The 14,381-nt window shown below is 68.7% G+C and carries 18 protein-coding genes; 12 read left to right on the top strand and 6 right to left on the bottom strand.

Features of this window, described 5'->3' with window-relative positions:
- Window positions 1-12 precede the first annotated feature (12 nt).
- From FHG10_RS10410 to FHG10_RS10395, 4 genes are all read left to right on the top strand, one after another.
- Entirely contained in the window at window positions 13-633 is a 621-nt protein-coding gene (locus tag FHG10_RS10410; protein ID WP_152353275.1) for a hypothetical protein, read from the top strand.
- On the top strand, window positions 630-1,142 hold the full coding sequence (locus FHG10_RS10405; RefSeq protein ID WP_152353274.1) for a hypothetical protein: 513 nt from the start codon (window positions 630-632) through the stop codon (window positions 1,140-1,142). Before FHG10_RS10410 ends, FHG10_RS10405 begins: the two co-directional genes overlap by 4 nt.
- Window positions 1,143-1,172: 30 nt before the next feature.
- The gene (locus FHG10_RS10400; RefSeq protein ID WP_152353273.1) at window positions 1,173-1,556 is read left to right on the top strand and encodes an ImmA/IrrE family metallo-endopeptidase; all 384 of its coding nucleotides are present in this window, start codon (window positions 1,173-1,175) and stop codon (window positions 1,554-1,556) included.
- 96 nt (window positions 1,557-1,652) lie between these two features.
- Window positions 1,653-2,393, top strand: coding sequence for a hypothetical protein (locus FHG10_RS10395; RefSeq protein ID WP_152353272.1), 741 nt, complete (start codon window positions 1,653-1,655; stop codon window positions 2,391-2,393).
- A 47-nt stretch (window positions 2,394-2,440) separates the two neighbouring features.
- Here FHG10_RS10395 and FHG10_RS10390 read toward each other — a convergent pair whose 3' ends face one another.
- On the bottom strand, window positions 2,441-3,676 hold the full coding sequence (locus FHG10_RS10390; protein ID WP_193636265.1) for a tyrosine-type recombinase/integrase: 1,236 nt from the start codon (window positions 3,674-3,676) through the stop codon (window positions 2,441-2,443).
- Window positions 3,677-3,995: 319 nt separating this feature from the next.
- Here FHG10_RS10390 and FHG10_RS17940 point away from each other — a divergent pair, with 319 nt between their 5' ends.
- Window positions 3,996-4,160, top strand: coding sequence for a hypothetical protein (locus FHG10_RS17940; protein ID WP_193636264.1), 165 nt, complete (start codon window positions 3,996-3,998; stop codon window positions 4,158-4,160).
- A 1-nt stretch (window position 4,161) separates the two neighbouring features.
- On the opposite strand, the gene FHG10_RS10385 is transcribed toward FHG10_RS17940, so the two are convergent.
- Together FHG10_RS10385 and FHG10_RS10380 are read right to left on the bottom strand one after the other, a co-directional pair.
- Entirely contained in the window at window positions 4,162-4,839 is a 678-nt protein-coding gene (locus tag FHG10_RS10385) for a cation transporter (RefSeq protein ID WP_152353270.1), read from the bottom strand.
- On the bottom strand, window positions 4,836-5,171 hold the full coding sequence (locus tag FHG10_RS10380) for an ArsR/SmtB family transcription factor (protein ID WP_152353269.1): 336 nt from the start codon (window positions 5,169-5,171) through the stop codon (window positions 4,836-4,838). The genes FHG10_RS10385 and FHG10_RS10380 overlap by 4 nt, the downstream gene beginning before the upstream one ends.
- A gap of 67 nt (window positions 5,172-5,238) precedes the next feature.
- Here FHG10_RS10380 and FHG10_RS10375 point away from each other — a divergent pair, with 67 nt between their 5' ends.
- Window positions 5,239-5,439 (top strand): hypothetical protein, encoded by a 201-nt coding sequence (locus tag FHG10_RS10375; RefSeq protein ID WP_152353268.1) that lies wholly within the window; start codon window positions 5,239-5,241, stop codon window positions 5,437-5,439.
- A 50-nt stretch (window positions 5,440-5,489) separates the two neighbouring features.
- Window positions 5,490-5,741, top strand: coding sequence for a hypothetical protein (locus tag FHG10_RS10370; RefSeq protein ID WP_152353267.1), 252 nt, complete (start codon window positions 5,490-5,492; stop codon window positions 5,739-5,741).
- Between the two features lie 88 nt (window positions 5,742-5,829).
- Here the strand turns inward: FHG10_RS10370 and FHG10_RS10365 are convergent, their stop codons facing one another.
- Window positions 5,830-6,927: a fatty acid desaturase family protein gene (locus tag FHG10_RS10365; RefSeq protein WP_152353266.1), complete on the bottom strand. Its 1,098-nt coding sequence runs from the start codon at window positions 6,925-6,927 to the stop codon at window positions 5,830-5,832.
- Window positions 6,928-7,892: 965 nt separating this feature from the next.
- On the opposite strand from FHG10_RS10365, the gene FHG10_RS10360 reads away from it, so the two are divergent.
- The 5 genes from FHG10_RS10360 (at window position 7,893) to FHG10_RS10340 (ending at window position 12,865) form a co-directional block, all read left to right on the top strand.
- Window positions 7,893-8,177: a GlsB/YeaQ/YmgE family stress response membrane protein gene (locus FHG10_RS10360; RefSeq protein ID WP_152353265.1), complete on the top strand. Its 285-nt coding sequence runs from the start codon at window positions 7,893-7,895 to the stop codon at window positions 8,175-8,177.
- 634 nt (window positions 8,178-8,811) lie between these two features.
- Window positions 8,812-9,531 (top strand): SOS response-associated peptidase, encoded by a 720-nt coding sequence (locus FHG10_RS10355; protein ID WP_152353264.1) that lies wholly within the window; start codon window positions 8,812-8,814, stop codon window positions 9,529-9,531.
- Window positions 9,532-9,596: 65 nt separating this feature from the next.
- The gene (locus tag FHG10_RS10350; protein WP_152353263.1) at window positions 9,597-9,962 is read left to right on the top strand and encodes a VOC family protein; all 366 of its coding nucleotides are present in this window, start codon (window positions 9,597-9,599) and stop codon (window positions 9,960-9,962) included.
- Window positions 9,963-10,145: 183 nt separating this feature from the next.
- A complete protein-coding gene (locus tag FHG10_RS10345; RefSeq protein ID WP_152353262.1) occupies window positions 10,146-11,423 on the top strand; it encodes an acyl-CoA dehydrogenase family protein in 1,278 nt (425 codons plus the stop codon).
- A complete protein-coding gene (locus FHG10_RS10340; protein WP_152353261.1) occupies window positions 11,420-12,865 on the top strand; it encodes an LLM class flavin-dependent oxidoreductase in 1,446 nt (481 codons plus the stop codon). The genes FHG10_RS10345 and FHG10_RS10340 overlap by 4 nt, the downstream gene beginning before the upstream one ends.
- A gap of 21 nt (window positions 12,866-12,886) precedes the next feature.
- On the opposite strand, the gene FHG10_RS10335 is transcribed toward FHG10_RS10340, so the two are convergent.
- Together FHG10_RS10335 and FHG10_RS10330 are read right to left on the bottom strand one after the other, a co-directional pair.
- Window positions 12,887-13,168 (bottom strand): metal-sensitive transcriptional regulator, encoded by a 282-nt coding sequence (locus tag FHG10_RS10335; RefSeq protein ID WP_152353260.1) that lies wholly within the window; start codon window positions 13,166-13,168, stop codon window positions 12,887-12,889.
- A gap of 158 nt (window positions 13,169-13,326) precedes the next feature.
- On the bottom strand, window positions 13,327-14,346 hold the full coding sequence (locus FHG10_RS10330; protein WP_152353259.1) for an aldo/keto reductase: 1,020 nt from the start codon (window positions 14,344-14,346) through the stop codon (window positions 13,327-13,329).
- Window positions 14,347-14,381 lie beyond the last annotated feature (35 nt).

The following is a 14,381-nucleotide window of genomic DNA, read 5'->3' as shown; positions in this document are numbered from 1 at the left end:
ACAACACTCGGCATGGGGGAGAAGATGACGCACATGCTGTACGCCCTGACCTTTGAGGTTGCATCAGCCACCGATGACCAGCTTGATCAGCTCGATGCGCAGTTCGATGTGATCGCCGCCGAGGGGCACGGAGCCCCGACAATCACCGCCTTCGTCGAGGCGGACGGAGCCCAGGACGCCTTCCAAATCGCTCGCCGTGCGATGGGGCAGGCTGGCATCCGAGTCCGTCGCTACGTCCCCGAGCTCGTGACCCGCAGCGAGATAGCGCGCCGAGCGAATCTGACAACGCAGGCCGTGGGCAACTACGTGTGCGGCGACCGGGGGGCCGAGTTCCCCTCGTCGTACTTCATCGCGCCCGACCCGATCTGGCTGTGGTCAGAGGTGCTCGAGTGGCTCCGTGCCCGCGGAACAGTCGTGGACGATGCCGCGTCGTATCCGTCGCGCATGGAGACGGAGTCCTTCATGCATCGCGTGTGGGACGAGATCAAGGTCGACGGTGGCTGGACCAAGACCCGCACACTGCACAAAGAGCCGGTTCGTCTGGCATCAGCGTCCATCCGTGGAGGATGGTCGGGCCCCACCTACGCTGAGAGCGCGTCCGGTGAGTCTGCGAAGGGTTGGGCTGTCGCGTGAGCGACGATCTGAACCTGCCCGACGGCGACGTGGTCGCCGACATCCACGCTCTCGTTGCTGCCGCGGACGGCATGACACCGTACTTCTACGCCATCGCGGGGGTTCCGTGGGACGGCGAGGGGCTGCCGCCGATACGAGTCACCGACACGGTCACCGACACGGACAGCTTGGATCTGTCGGTCAACTTCCGCGCGAGCCGAGGGCAGTTCGAGCATCGGTTCGTAGCATCTGTCGCATACGAGGGGTACCAACTCATCGTCGACGTCGTCGTCAAGGTCGAGATTCCGACGAATCTCAGGCCGACCAAGGCTGCGGTGGACGAGTACGGCGCGCGCGTCTCGATGTTCGCTGCGTACCCCTACATCCGCGAGGGCTTCTCGTCTCTGGCCTCCAGGTTCGAGCTGGACAGCTTCACGCTCCCCATCCTGCGGCAGTCGGATGGTTTGCGCTTCGACTCCGCGGATTCCGATGAACCCATTGAGTTCGAGGACGCTGACGCCGAGTCCTGAGATGTCGCCATGGCCGGTTACCGTCCGGGCATGCTTGAACCTCGGATCCTCGACGCACCGTTGCCCGAGGGCCTGCTCGGTTACACCGACGGCACCTCCACGATCTGGCTCGATGAGCGCCTGACCGCCGTCGACCGCCGCGTCGTCCTTGAGCACGAGCTCACCCACTACGCCCGCGGCCACACCGGCCACTGCCTCGCCGTCGTCGAGCACGGCATCGACCGCGAAGTCGCCTGCGGTCTCATCCATGTCGATGAGCTCGGCGAAGCAGCCGCATGGTCCCCGCACCCGATCGTCATCGCGCAGGAACTCGACGTCATGCCGGAGACCGTCGTCGACCGCCTCCACGCCCTCACCGACCACGAGCGCGCCGCCCTCACCAAGCGGCTCCGCGACGCCCACTGGGCCTCATAGGGCAGGTCACAGTCACGGTTCCATCACGAACCGTCCGGAATGTCGGCGCGTCTGCCTACTCTCAGTTCATCCCGCCCTACTCCCCAGGAGAACCCCATGAAGCGCACCCTGCTCACCCTCGCGGTCCCCGTCCTCGCTGCCCTCATGCTCGCCGGCTGCGGGGGCACAGAGGATGCTGCCAAGCCCGCCCAGACCCAGCAGAGCGACGCGGGGGGAGTGAGCGATGGCGGCGATGATCTGGCGGACACGAATGGGGTGACCGACGAAGAGCCCTCGGTTCAGGCAGGGGTCAGCGAAGAGGACTGCGATCCGGAGCTCTGGGACGAGATCGAGGGGCAGTGCATGGACCCGAGCGTCGCCGATCCCTTGAAGATTGAAGGGGCGTTCGGGTTCTCAGAGGGCGGTGCAACGTACACGCTCGGGACGCCCACGGATCTCCCGGCCGACCTTGCCGAGATCGTCAATGGGGCCGGGGGAGACACCGATGGGGTCAAGGTGATCCCGGTCGAGATCGACAACACTCAGGGCACGGGGAGCGAGACCCTCTACGGTGCAACGTCCGTCACCGAGGGTGGGGAGCAGCACGAGTGGCAGTCGCTCGGCGGGTACCTCTACGACGTCTCCGAGGCGATGGGGTCAGGGCTGGGCGACCCCGCCTACGACGCGATCTGGGAGGCCCACGAGGACGCCTACGGTGAGATCGCGCCCACCGCGAAGGACACCCAGTACCTCGTCGTCGATGACGGGACGGACCTCTCCGGCACGTTCACCTTCATGGAGATGCAGGGCGGCGAGACCGGCGGCGGGGCGATCCCCGTCTTCCCCAAGGTCTCCTGACCTCACGACGGAGCGCCCCCGGCACCGCCATGGTGTCGGGGGCGTTGTCATGCGGTGAGCTCGAGCCGCTGGGCGACGCCTTCGAGGGCGGTGCGCATCATCTTGAGGTCGGCGTGCTGGTACCGCCTGGTGCTGAGGACGCTGCTGTGCCCCATGATGGCGATGATGATCTGCGTGTCGACGCCGAGGGCGAGGAGCATGGTCGCCGTCGCGTGGCGGGCCTCGTGGACGTGGTAGGCGCGCCCATTCGGGTGTTGCACGCCGGCAGTCTCCTGCAGGGCCTTGAAGGCGTCACGGTCTTCGGCGTCCTCACGCACGCCACCGTCGGCGGAAGGCCAGACGAGCCCGTGCGGTGATGCCGGCGCTTCGTCCTTCCACTGGCGCAGGGCGACCACCATCCACGGCAGCAGAGGGATAGGCCTCTCGCCCGCTTCGGTCTTCGGCCGGGTCCAGTGCCAGCGCCCGTGGATCTGGACGGCCTCGTAGCCATCGGGGATGTGGAACCGCCTCTCAGGGCACGAACCGCCGCGCCTGCGGCCGCAGGTGCCCTCGCAGCCGTGCTCGGCGACGAGCTCTTGCGCCTGCCAGCCGATGTCGACGACGCCCGCCTCGAGGTCGACGCGGTCCCACGTGAGGCCCTGGCACTCGCCCTGCCGCATGCCCTGCAGGAGAGCGGCGACCCAGCGGGACCGGTCCGGGGTGCCCTCGGAGGCCTTGAGGAGCGCGATCGCATCCTCGACGGGGATCGACGTGCGGTCGGAGCGGTGCGCGGCAGGAGACTCCACCATCAGCACGCGCTGCGGCACCGTGTGGCCCTCGAGGATCGCCGCCTTGAGAGCGAGGGTGAGGACGTCGCGGGCCCGTTTCGACGTCGCGGTCGACCTGTTGGCGTCGCGGACGGCCTTGTCGATCTTGCGGAGGTCGGCGGGGGAGAGGTCGGCGAGGCGGCGCTTCCCGATCGTGGGGATGATCCAGTGGTTCACGGCGGACTTGTCGGAGGCGAACGTCGCGGGGCGCACCTTGTCGTGGCGCATCGAGAGCCACTGCGTGCACCAGTGCTTGACGGAGGTGCGGGCGTCTCCGGTCTCGCCCCCATTGTCCTGGACCTCGCGGACGAGGAGCTTGAGCGCGTTCTTGGCCTCAGACTCGCTCGAGCGGACAACGGAGCGCACTCGGCGCTTGCCCTCCGAGGTGAAGCCGGCGTCAATCCGGCCGACCCACTTGCCGTCTTTCCTCTGTGTGACGGATCCGGTCCCGTACTGCCGTCGTCGACGCTGCGCCATCTGTCCTCCCGGGGTACACATTCAAATACACATGTCTGGCCTACGCCCAGCATACGACTGGCGACTAACTGTGCAGGCAGAAGGCCGATTCCGTGTCTCTCAGTGTAGCAATCCTCTTCGTTCGCAATGAAAAGGTCAGGGGTTCGATTCCCCTAAGCTCCACGCAGGTCAGACAGAACATCGCCCCGCTTCCGGATCATCGGAAGCGGGGCGATTGTGTTCATTGGGTGTTCATGCTCAACGATGACGCCCCCACCCCTCCCCGCACTGTCCTCACCGATACAGCCCCTCTGTCCCACCCTGGGCGCACACTGCTCGCATGAGGAGCATGCGAGAGCGGGACGCGGAGTGGGCGCACGAGGTACGGATGCGAATCGAGCAGCGGGTGTACCCGCTGCTCGAGCCGTCCGCCGCGGCGGCTGACGACGAGTGGGCGCGACGTGGCGAGGAGTCGCAGGATCCGGGCGACTGGGAGGCGGCCTAGTTCAGCAGCAGTCGTCGGTGTCGTCGTTCTCGGTCACCAGCGCAGAGACGGGCTGCTTGCAGGCGTCGCCTCGCCAGGCTTCGATTCCTTCGCGGATCGCGAAGGCGGCGATGACGAGTGCGGCGATCGAGTCCGCCCAACCCCAGCCGAGAAGACTGTTGAGGAGGAGGCCGATCAGGACGGCGCCCGACAGGTACGAGCAGATGAGGGTCTGTTTGGAGTCTGAGACAGCGGAGGCTGATCCGAGCTCGAGACCGGTGCGGCGTTCGAACAGGGAGAACGCGGGCATGATCGCGACGCTGAGGGCAGCGAGCACGATCCCCACCAGAGAGTGTTCGGGTTCGGCGAACCCGATGAGAGTGCGGAGCGCATCCACGGTGACAAACGCGGCAAGGGCAAAGAAGGAGACCGCGATGATGCGTAGTGCAACTGGCTCGCGCCGGTGCTGGTCCCTGCCCGCGAACTGCCACGCGACGGCAGCGGCCGAGAGCACTTCGACGATCGAGTCGAGGCCGAAGCCCACCAGTGCAGCGGAGGATGCGACGTTGCCCGCAGCCAGCGCCACGATCGCCTCGACGACGTTGTAGCTGATGGTTGCGGCGACGATCCAGCGGATGCGGCGTTGCAGAACGGCCCGACGGGAGGGGGTCAGGTTGGTGGCTGTAGCTGGGGTGGTCATTTGCATGTGCACCCTTCTCCGCTGCAGCAGTCAGGGTCGACGAACAGCATGAGCTGCAGAAGATCGCCGAGAGCGTGACTGAGGTGTTCGTTGGTGAGGCGGTACCAGGTGTTACGGCCGTCGCGAATTCCTTCGACAAGGCCGCAGCCCCGGAGGCAGGCGAGCTGGTTGGACATGACCTGGCGGCTGACGCCGAGAGACTCTGCGAGGTCAGAGGGGAATGCTGGTGCTTCACGTAGCGCGAGCAGGATCCTGGCCCGCGTGGTGTCGGAGAGCGCGTGTCCGAGGCGGGCTAACGCTTCGGTGTGGTCGATGGCGGTGGTCTCCTGCATCCGCCGGACGATACAGGGTGCCGTGTACTGAATGGAAGTGCGGGTCCCGAGGCGCAGAATGCGTCGAATGGAGGACACGGCTCAGTACGGGGCGTCGGAGCGCAGCGGGCAGATCGTCTCGTCGATCCTCATCGGGTACCGGCTCACGATCGGGGCCCCGGTCGAGACTATGCTCGGGCGGATCCGCCTTGAGGGAATGGAGATGGACTGCGGCCGTCGCCCGGGTCTGCGGTGGGTGCAGGTGTTGCTGCAGGCGAACCCGGGGTGATACGAACCGAAAGTCAGGGCGCGTGCATCACGCGGGCCTAGGCTCGGTGAATGAACGCCAAGATGACACACGCGGCCGTCACGCTCCTCCATGAGCTCCGGGTGTCGTTCCCGACGAGCGCTGATGTGCTACATCGCGATCTGAGCCGGATGGATCCTGAGGATCCGTTCCTTGAGCGCCGTGTCAGATCGAGGCTCATGCTCGGGCGAGGGACCGCGGTCGTTCCCAACGATGCGGTGGTCATGGAGATCGTGGAGATGATTCGTCGCGGCGACTTCGGCGTGACGACGAGCGGCCCATGAGCACGCCCCTCCCGCAGTACGCGAACGCCCCACCCTCTCGGTCGAGGGTGGGGCGTTGCACTGCACGGGCCGCGCGTGTCGCGGGGTCTCATGTCCGGTACTGGGCGAGGACCGGGCATTCGAAGGGATCGCGGGCTGCCAGGCCGACGTCGTTGAGATACCGCACGACGATCATGTACGAACGATGCAGTGGTACCTCGGTGTAGGGGACGTTCAGGGCCGCGCATTTCGCGCGCACGATCTCGCGTGCCTTCGAGAGGTGGATGCGCGGCATGGAGGGGAACAGGTGGTGCTCGACCTGGTAGTTCAAGCCGCCGAGCAGAGCGGTTGCCCACCATCCGCCCTGGATGTTCCTGGAGGTGCGGACCTGTTTGGAGAAGAAGTCCAGCCGTGCACCGCGGGCGATGACGGGCATGCCCTTGTGGTTGGGCGCGAAGGACGCCCCCATGTAGACGCCGAACACCGCGAACTGCACACCCAGGAACGCGAACGCCATACCGAGGGGCAGCAGCAGGAAGACCGGTGCTGCGATCGCGACGAAGCGGGCAGTGAGAAGGGCGAGCTCGGAGGGCCGGTGCTTCACCTTCGGGGTGAACAGCAGGTGCCTGAAGCTGTGGAGGTGGAGGTTCAGCCCTTCGAGCGTGAGGAGAGGGAAGAACAGCCATCCCTGGCGGCGGGTGATCCATCGTTGGAGACCGCGGGCTCTGGCGGCGTCTTCGGGAAGGAACGAGATCGTGTCGACGGCGACGTCGGGGTCCTTGCCGACCTTGTTCGGGTTGGCGTGATGGCGCGAGTGCTTGGAGTCCCACCACGTGTAGCTGAGGCCCACGATGCCCGCGAGCACTCTGGCGAGATGCGTGTTGGCCGTGCCTCCTGCCAGGACCTGGCGGTGCCCGGCCTCGTGGCCGATGAACGCGATCTGCGTGAAGGCGACGCCCAGGGCGCCAGCGACGATGAGCTGGAACCAGCTGCTTCCGAGGAGCAGGAAGGCGACGACGCACACCCCGAGCAGGACGAGGACGGCCGCGCCGACCAGCGCGTAGTACCAGCGCGCCCGATGGAGTAGCCCAGCAGCTTTGACGTCCTTGGAGACCTCCATGAACGCTCGCAGCTGCGGTGGGAAGGACTCAGCATCCAGGTGCGTCGTGGAAAGGGTCGAGCTCTGCTCGAGTGGGCGAGTGACCATGGAGGCCTACCTTCGCAGTGGCGCGTGAACCTACGCCGAGTTCGCCGAGGGACTCCTCGACTCGGTCGACGCTACAGAGTCTTCCTGCGTCCGATCTGTGCGGAGTGGGGGCGTCAGTGGGCTGAGCTCCTGGGACGAGGAGGCGGCAACGCAGCGGCCATGAATAGCTGCGGGTCGATCGTATGGCCGACCCATACGGACGGCCGTCACCGACCGTTGAGTGAAGCTCGAGGAGTACGACGTGTTCTCCGGGGTCTCCGCAACCACGGGCCCCGTGAGTCGCTCGTCGGTCTCGTCTGCGCAGCTCCCTGGCTCTCGTTCCGTCCCACCACCGTCGCGGGCGCGGCCGTCCTGAGGTGAGCGCCGGATGCTCCGATCTCGATCTCGGTCTCGGGCGGGAATCGGAGGGCCGGTGATTCGCGCAGACGCTTCGTGTACCGCAAGTCGGCGCAGTCCAGGACCGGGATCCCCACCACTGCCACGGTCGACCGGCTGCGTTGTCGGTGGACGGGTTCGTCCGGGAAGAGGGCGTGAAAGGTCTCGGGCATCGATTCGCCGGGTGCGGACTGCAGTGAGGAGCGCGTTGCAGGAAGGCCCGGTCCGGACACGGGCATTGGCCGTGTCCGCGACCCAGTGCCGAATTCGCTCGAGCGCGGCGGTGCCCCGATCGACGAGGTGACAGCGATGATCGGGTGTCCCCGACGTCGTTGCCGGGAGTACTCGGTGGCCACGACGAACCGCTCCCGGATCAACGGCTCTCAGCCTCCGATTCCCCATCGTGGGTATCGGACCGGGACCCAGAGCGCTGCACCTCCTCCTCTCTCGTCGGCGACGGAGCGGACTTCTTCTCGGCCTCGTGGCGTGAGCCACAGCACCTCGGCGTGATGGGCGCGTGCCTCGATCCGTCTTCATGCAGGGTCATCCATGTCCCTCTCCCGTTCCCAACATGCATTGGAGTGTCCATCATGGGCTTCATCGGAGCTCTCATCTCGTGGCTGATCATCGGCGCGATCGTCGGGCTCATCGCCCGCGCAGTCATGCCCGGCAAGCAGGGCATGGGCATCGGGACGACCATCGTCCTCGGCGTCGTCGGTGCGCTCGTCGGCGGCTTCATCGGCGGTCTGTTCGGATCGAAGGGCGTCAGCGGGGTCTTCTCCGACCCGTGGAGCATCTGGACGGTCGTCCTGTCCGTCATCGGTGCGCTGATCGTCATGGTCGTCTACGGTCTGGCCACCGGTCGTCGTCGGTGAATGACCCGAGAGGTCGCGAAGGCGCCCCCACCTCCGAAAGAGGTGGGGGCGCCTTCATTGGTCGTCGAGAGGCGGTGGGCGATGCCCCGAGGATCGGGGTCTCGGTCGACCGAGGCGCGCTCAGCGACCGGGGGTACCGGCGAGGCTGCACTTCCGAGGCTGCACTTCCGAGGCTGCACTTCCGGGGAGGGGCTTCGAGCCTCGCTTCGACCACACGGTTCATGGGCGGTTGCGGCAAAGTGCTGTTCCACATATATGACGTCTGGGTGCCTCCTCTCCCTTATACGCACGAAGACTCCGGCCTCCGTGAGCCGCGACCAGTTGCCTCATCTGATGCCGTGAGTCCTCTACTGCTTCCGCGATGCCCTGGGCGCTGCGATGCGGTGGATCCGGAGCGGTCCTGATCTGCGTGCTCGCGGGTGCATGCACCCGCCAAAGGAGCAGGGCGGTGGAACGGAGGACGTCGCCCACCCGCGCACGGACGGAGGCCCTCCAGGCCGGGTCGAGACGGGTGAGACGAGCAGCGGGCGGCATGCGCCGGGATCTGCGCTCGACGGGCGGTGCCTGACGTGGGCAGTGGAGAGTCCTGTGCGGCTGTGGGGCTACCATCGCACCAGCCGACGAGGAGGCCCTCATGTGCGGACGGTTCGTGCTCGACTTCGACGAGGCGGGGCTGCTGCGCGCCTACGTCGCCACCAAGGCGGACCAGGATGGCCCGGACTGGTCGCCGGTCTACTCGATCGCTCCGTCGACCCTCGCGCCCGTCGTCCGCGAGCACTATGACGAGGACGGCGAACTGCGCCGCACCCTCGAACCCGCGCGCTGGGGCCTGCACCCCTCCTGGGCGAAGGACAAGGGGCCCCGCCCCATCAACGCGCGCTTCGAGACGGTGACCACCAACGGCATGTTCCGCGGTCCCTTCGCGAGCGCCCGCGTGGTGGTCCCGATGAACGGCTACTACGAGTGGGTCGAGCAGGCCGACGGCGCCAAGCAGCCCTTCTACGTGCACGCCGAGCACGGCGGTCTGCTGCATGCCGCCGGTCTCGCCTCCGCTAGGAAGGACGGCGAGGCCTGGCAGGTCTCCTTCACGATCATCACCCGCGAGGCGAAGGACGCCGCGGGCGACGTCCACGACCGCATGCCCGCCTACCTCCCGGAGGACATGCTCGGGCGCTGGCTCGCACCCGAGAAGCTGGAGGGCGAGGAGAAGGGCGCGCTGCAGCACGAGCTCGGCGAGGCCTCCGACGAGATCGCGACGACCCTGGTCACGCACCCCGTGGACCGCCAGGTCAACAGCGTCCGGAAGATCGATCGCACCGATCCCTCGCTCATCGCGCCCATCGAGCTGGACTGAGGGCGGGAGCGGGACGGCCCGGGGCGCGCTCCGCCTGTCCGCGGCGTCCGCCTACACTCGCCGCCATGGGACATGTGCACGGCATCGGCGGCTTCTTCCTGTGCGCCACGGATCCGCAGGGCCTCACCACCTGGTATCGGGAGGTGCTGGGACTCGACATCGACGAGAACGGACTGTGGCACCAGCAGGCGGGGCCGACGGTCTTCGCTGCCTTCCCGCAGGACACCGACTACTTCGGCGAGTCGGGGCAGACGGCCATGCTCAACCTGCGCGTCGACGACCTGGACGCCCTGCGCGTGCGGCTCCGGAGGGCCGGAGCGGACGTGGAGGACGCGGTGCAGGAGATGGAGGGCGTAGGACGCTTCGGATGGGTGCGCGATCCCGAGGGGAACCGCATCGAGCTGTGGGAGCCGGCGTCGCCGCGCTCGTGACACGTCACGCGACTGCCCGGCGGGCTCTGCTGAGGGTCATTCCGCGCGCCCGCGCGAACCCTCATTTCCGCATGTGACGAGGCCCTTCCGTGCGGCGCGGGGCGCCGCATACGTTCGGGAGACGTCACGGCCCCGAGGCCGTGATCGGACGAACGACTCCCGAGCCGGAAGGTGCCCACCGCCGTGACCTCACCGAAAGAAGCAGAGAAGATCGCGCAGAGGTTCCGCGAGGTCTTCGCACGGATCGCCCCGGGCGCCGTGGAGCGCGAGCGCGAGCATCGACTGCCGCGCGAGGAGGTCGCCGAGCTCGCGGCCCTCGGGTTCGGCGCGCTGCGCATCCCGATCGCCGACGGCGGCGCGGGCCTGAGCATCCCGCAGGCAGCCCGCATCTGGGTGGACGCCGCCGCGGCCGATTCGAGCCTGCCGCAGATCTTCCGCGGCCAGTTCGCGATCGTGGAGGACCGCGTGCACACGAGCGACGACTCGCGCGAGGACTGGCTGCGCCGGTTCCTCGACGGCGAGATCGTCGGCAACTCCTGGAGCGAGGCCTCGGGCTCCACGACCGCGAGCCCCTCGACCCGCCTGGTCTCCACGCCGCAGGGGCCGCGTCTGCGCGGCCGGAAGTACTACACGACCGGCAGCATCTTCGCCCAGTGGACCGATGCCACCGCGGCCGACGACTCCGGCGAGACCGTCGCGGTCCTCGTGCCCACGGACGATCCCGGCGTGAGCGTGAGCGACGACTGGAACGGCTTCGGGCAGCAGCTCACGGGGACGGGCACGATCGTGCTCGACGACGTGCCCGTCGATCCCGGTAACGTCATCGTGCTCACGGACCGCTTCAGCTACCAGACGGCGCTCTACCAGCTCGTCCTCCTCGTGGTGCAGGCGGGCATCGCACGCCGGGCCGCCGAGGACGCGGCCGACGCCGTCCGCGCCCGCACCCGCGTGTACAGCCATGGCCTCGCCTCCCGGGCACGGGACGACGGTCAGATCCTCGCCGTGATCGGGCAGGTCCGCTCCGCGGCCTTCGCCGCCGAAGCCGTCGTCGACCGCGCCGCCGCAGCGCTCCAGCGCGCCTCCGACCTCGAGCCCGAGCGCGGCTCCGAGGCGCAGCGGGCGGCCCTCGCCGAGGCCGAGCTCGCCACCGCCGAGGGCCAGGTCGTGCTCGCCGAGCTCGTCCCCGAGGCCGTGACCCGGCTCTTCAACGCCCTCGGCGCCTCGGGCACGAGCACCGACCTGGGCCTCGATCGCCACTGGCGCAACACCCGCACGGTCTCCTCCCACAACCCGGTGATCTACAAGCAGCGCATCATCGGCGACCACCTGGTCAACGGCGCGGATCCCCTCCGTCTCTGGGGCGTCGGCACGGCTACCGCAGCGGACGGGCAGGGGACCGCGGACGATCGCGCCCCGGAGCATCGCCCCGCTGAGACCCGAGAGGCGGTCGCCCGCGCATGACCAAGCAGATCCGCTTCAACGCCTTCGACATGAACTGCGTCGCCCACCAGTCGCCGGGACTCTGGCGCTGTTCCGGGGACCAGTCCTGGCGCTACAAGGACATCGAGTACTGGCAGGACATCGCGCGGGTCGCCGAGCGCGGACTCTTCGACGCCGTGTTCATCGCCGACGTGCTGGGCACCTACGACGTCTTCGACGGCAACGACCTGGCCGCGATCCGCCAGGGCGCGCAGGTGCCCGTGAACGACCCGGTGCAGCTCGCCGCGGTCGGCGCGGCCGTCACCGAGCACGTGGGCTTCGGGATCACCGCGGGCACCGCCTTCGAGCACCCGGTGCCCTTCGCCCGGCGCCTGTCGACCCTCGACCACCTCACCAAGGGCCGGGTGGGATGGAACGTCGTCACCGGCTACCTGCCCTCGGCGGCCAGGAACCTGGGCCAGCACGATCTGGTCGAGCACGACGCGCGCTACGACCACGCCGACGAGTACCTCGAGGTGATCTACAAGCTCCTCGAGGGCTCCTGGGAGGACGATGCCGTGGTCCGCGATGCCGCGTCCGGTGTGTTCACGATCCCGGAGAAGGTGCACCACATCGGACACCACGGCACCTTCTTCGACGTCCCCGGCATCCATCTCTCCGAGCCGTCGCCCCAGCGCACCCCGGTGGTCTTCCAGGCGGGCGCCTCCCCGCGCGGCGTCCGCTTCGCCGCGGAGAACGCGGAGGCGATCTTCATCGGCGGCCCCACGAAGGAGGTCGCGCGCAGCACCGTCCAGCGCATCCGGAAGGCGCTCGTAGACGCGGGCCGCGGCCCCTACGACGCGAAGATCTATCTGCTGAGCAGGATCATCACCGACGAGACGGCGGCCGGCGCCCGCGCGAAGCACGCGGACCTGCTCTCCTACGCGAGCGTCGAAGGCACGGAGGTGTTCTTCTCCGGGTGGCTCGGCGTGGACCTCGCCGCCTACGACCTGGACGCGCCGCTGGGCGACGTGCAGTCCAACGCCATCCAGTCCGCGCTCGCCGCCTTCCAGGGCGACAACGAGCGCGGGGAGACCTGGACCGTGCGCGACATCGTGCGGCTCGGCGGCATCGGCGGGCTGGGGCAGGTCTTCGTCGGCTCTCCCTCGGAGATCGCCGACACGCTGCAGGACATCGTTGAGGAGACCGACGTCGACGGCTTCAACCTCGCCTATGCGACCACGCCGGGGACCTTCGAGGACGTCGTGGACCTGGTGGTGCCGGAGCTGCAGCGCCGCGGGGTCTACCCGCAGGAGTACGCGCCGGGGACGCTGCGCCACAAGCTGCTCGGGGCGGGGGACCGCCTGCCCGCGAACCATCGCGGTGCGCAGTACCGGGTCGGCGGGCCGCTCTCGACGATCGACGACGTCACGGGGACGGGCAGGCCCGACCCGGCGTCCGGGCCCGGCCCGGCGACCGCCTGACGCACGCTGCGGGGGAGGGGATCAGGACCGCACGAGACGACGGATCGCCTCGGTGGCCTCCTCGATCTTCTCGTCCGCGTTCGCCCCGCCGCCCTTGACGGCGTCGGCGACGCAGTGGCCCAGGTGATCGTCCAGCAGCTCGAGGGCGACGTTCTCGAGCGCTCGGCTGACGGCGGAGATCTGGGTCAGCACGTCGATGCAGTAGCGGTCGTCCTCGATCATCTTGGCGACGCCGCGTACCTGGCCCTCGATGCGCTTCATGCGGCGCTCGAGAGCCGCCTTGTCCTCGCTGTACCCGTTCATGGGGCTCCTCCCGTCGGCCGCACGTCCTTCGGCCCGGCCTCGCACGATACCCCTCCCCGGTATACCCGGCAATGCGCGGACAGCCGACCCGGCATGCCCGGGTCGAGCCTGCCGAGGCCAGCCCGAGCCGATTCGGGGAGGGGCGTGCGCGGAGCGGCTCAGGCCGCGGCGCGGCTCCCGGTCGAGCGGCGACGCAGCGTCGGATCCAGGATCGGGGGAGTGCTGTACTCCTGGTCCATGCGCCCCACGCCCGTCCCGGGTGGGACGATCTCGTCGATGCGGTCCAGGACGTCGTCCGTCAGCTCGACCTCCGCGGCGGCGAGCGAGTCCTCGAGGTGCGCCATGGTGCGGGGGCCGATGATCGCGGCGCTGACGCCCGGGTGGGCGATCACGAAGGCGAGCGCCATGTGCGTGAGCGTGAGCCCGGAGTCCTGCGCGAGGGCGAGCAGATCCTCCACGGCGTCGATGCGCCGCGGGTCCCGGAGCGCCGCGAACATCTGCGTGCGGCGCAGGTCGCTCTGCTGCCCCCGGCGCACTCTGCCGGTGAGCATCCCGCTGGCCAGCGGGCTCCAGATGATCGTGCCCATGCCGTACCGCTCGGCGACGGGGAGCACCTCGCGCTCCACCGTGCGGTCCAGCAGGGAGTAGTGCGGCTGCTCGGTGCGGAAGCGCTCGAGCCCGCGATCGCGGGCCACCCACTGCGCCTCGACGATCTCGGAGGCCGGCATGTCGGAGGTCCCGATCGCCCGCACCTTCCCGCTGCGCACCAGATCGGTGAGCGCGGAGAGGGTCTCCTGGATGTCGGTGGCCGGGTCAGGGCGGTGCAGCTGCAGCAGGTCGAGATGGTCCGTCCCCAGGCGGCGCAGCGAGTTCTCGATCGCCGTCATGATCCAGCGGCGGGACCCGCCGCGGTGGTTGGGGTCCTCGTCGAGCGGGAGCCCGAACTTCGAGGCGAGGACCACCTCGTCGCGGCGGCCGCGCAGCGCGCGCCCGAGCATCTCCTCGGATTCGCCGTAGGCGTCGGCGGTGTCGACGAGGTTGATGCCCGCGTCCAGCGCGCGCCCCACCATCGCGTCCACCTCCTGCTGGTCGCCGTTGCCGAACGAGCTGAACATCATGGCGCCGAGGGCGAAGGGCGAGACCTGGATCCCTGTGCGGCCGAGCGAGCGGTGCTTCATCTGAGTCCTCCTGGGACGGGGCCGGGCCCGGGTGG

This window comes from Brachybacterium subflavum (assembly GCF_009299795.1).
Lineage (GTDB): Bacteria > Actinomycetota > Actinomycetes > Actinomycetales > Dermabacteraceae > Brachybacterium > Brachybacterium subflavum.
Note: the sequence above shows the minus strand (reverse complement) of the source record. Positions and strands in the feature narration are given on the sequence as shown.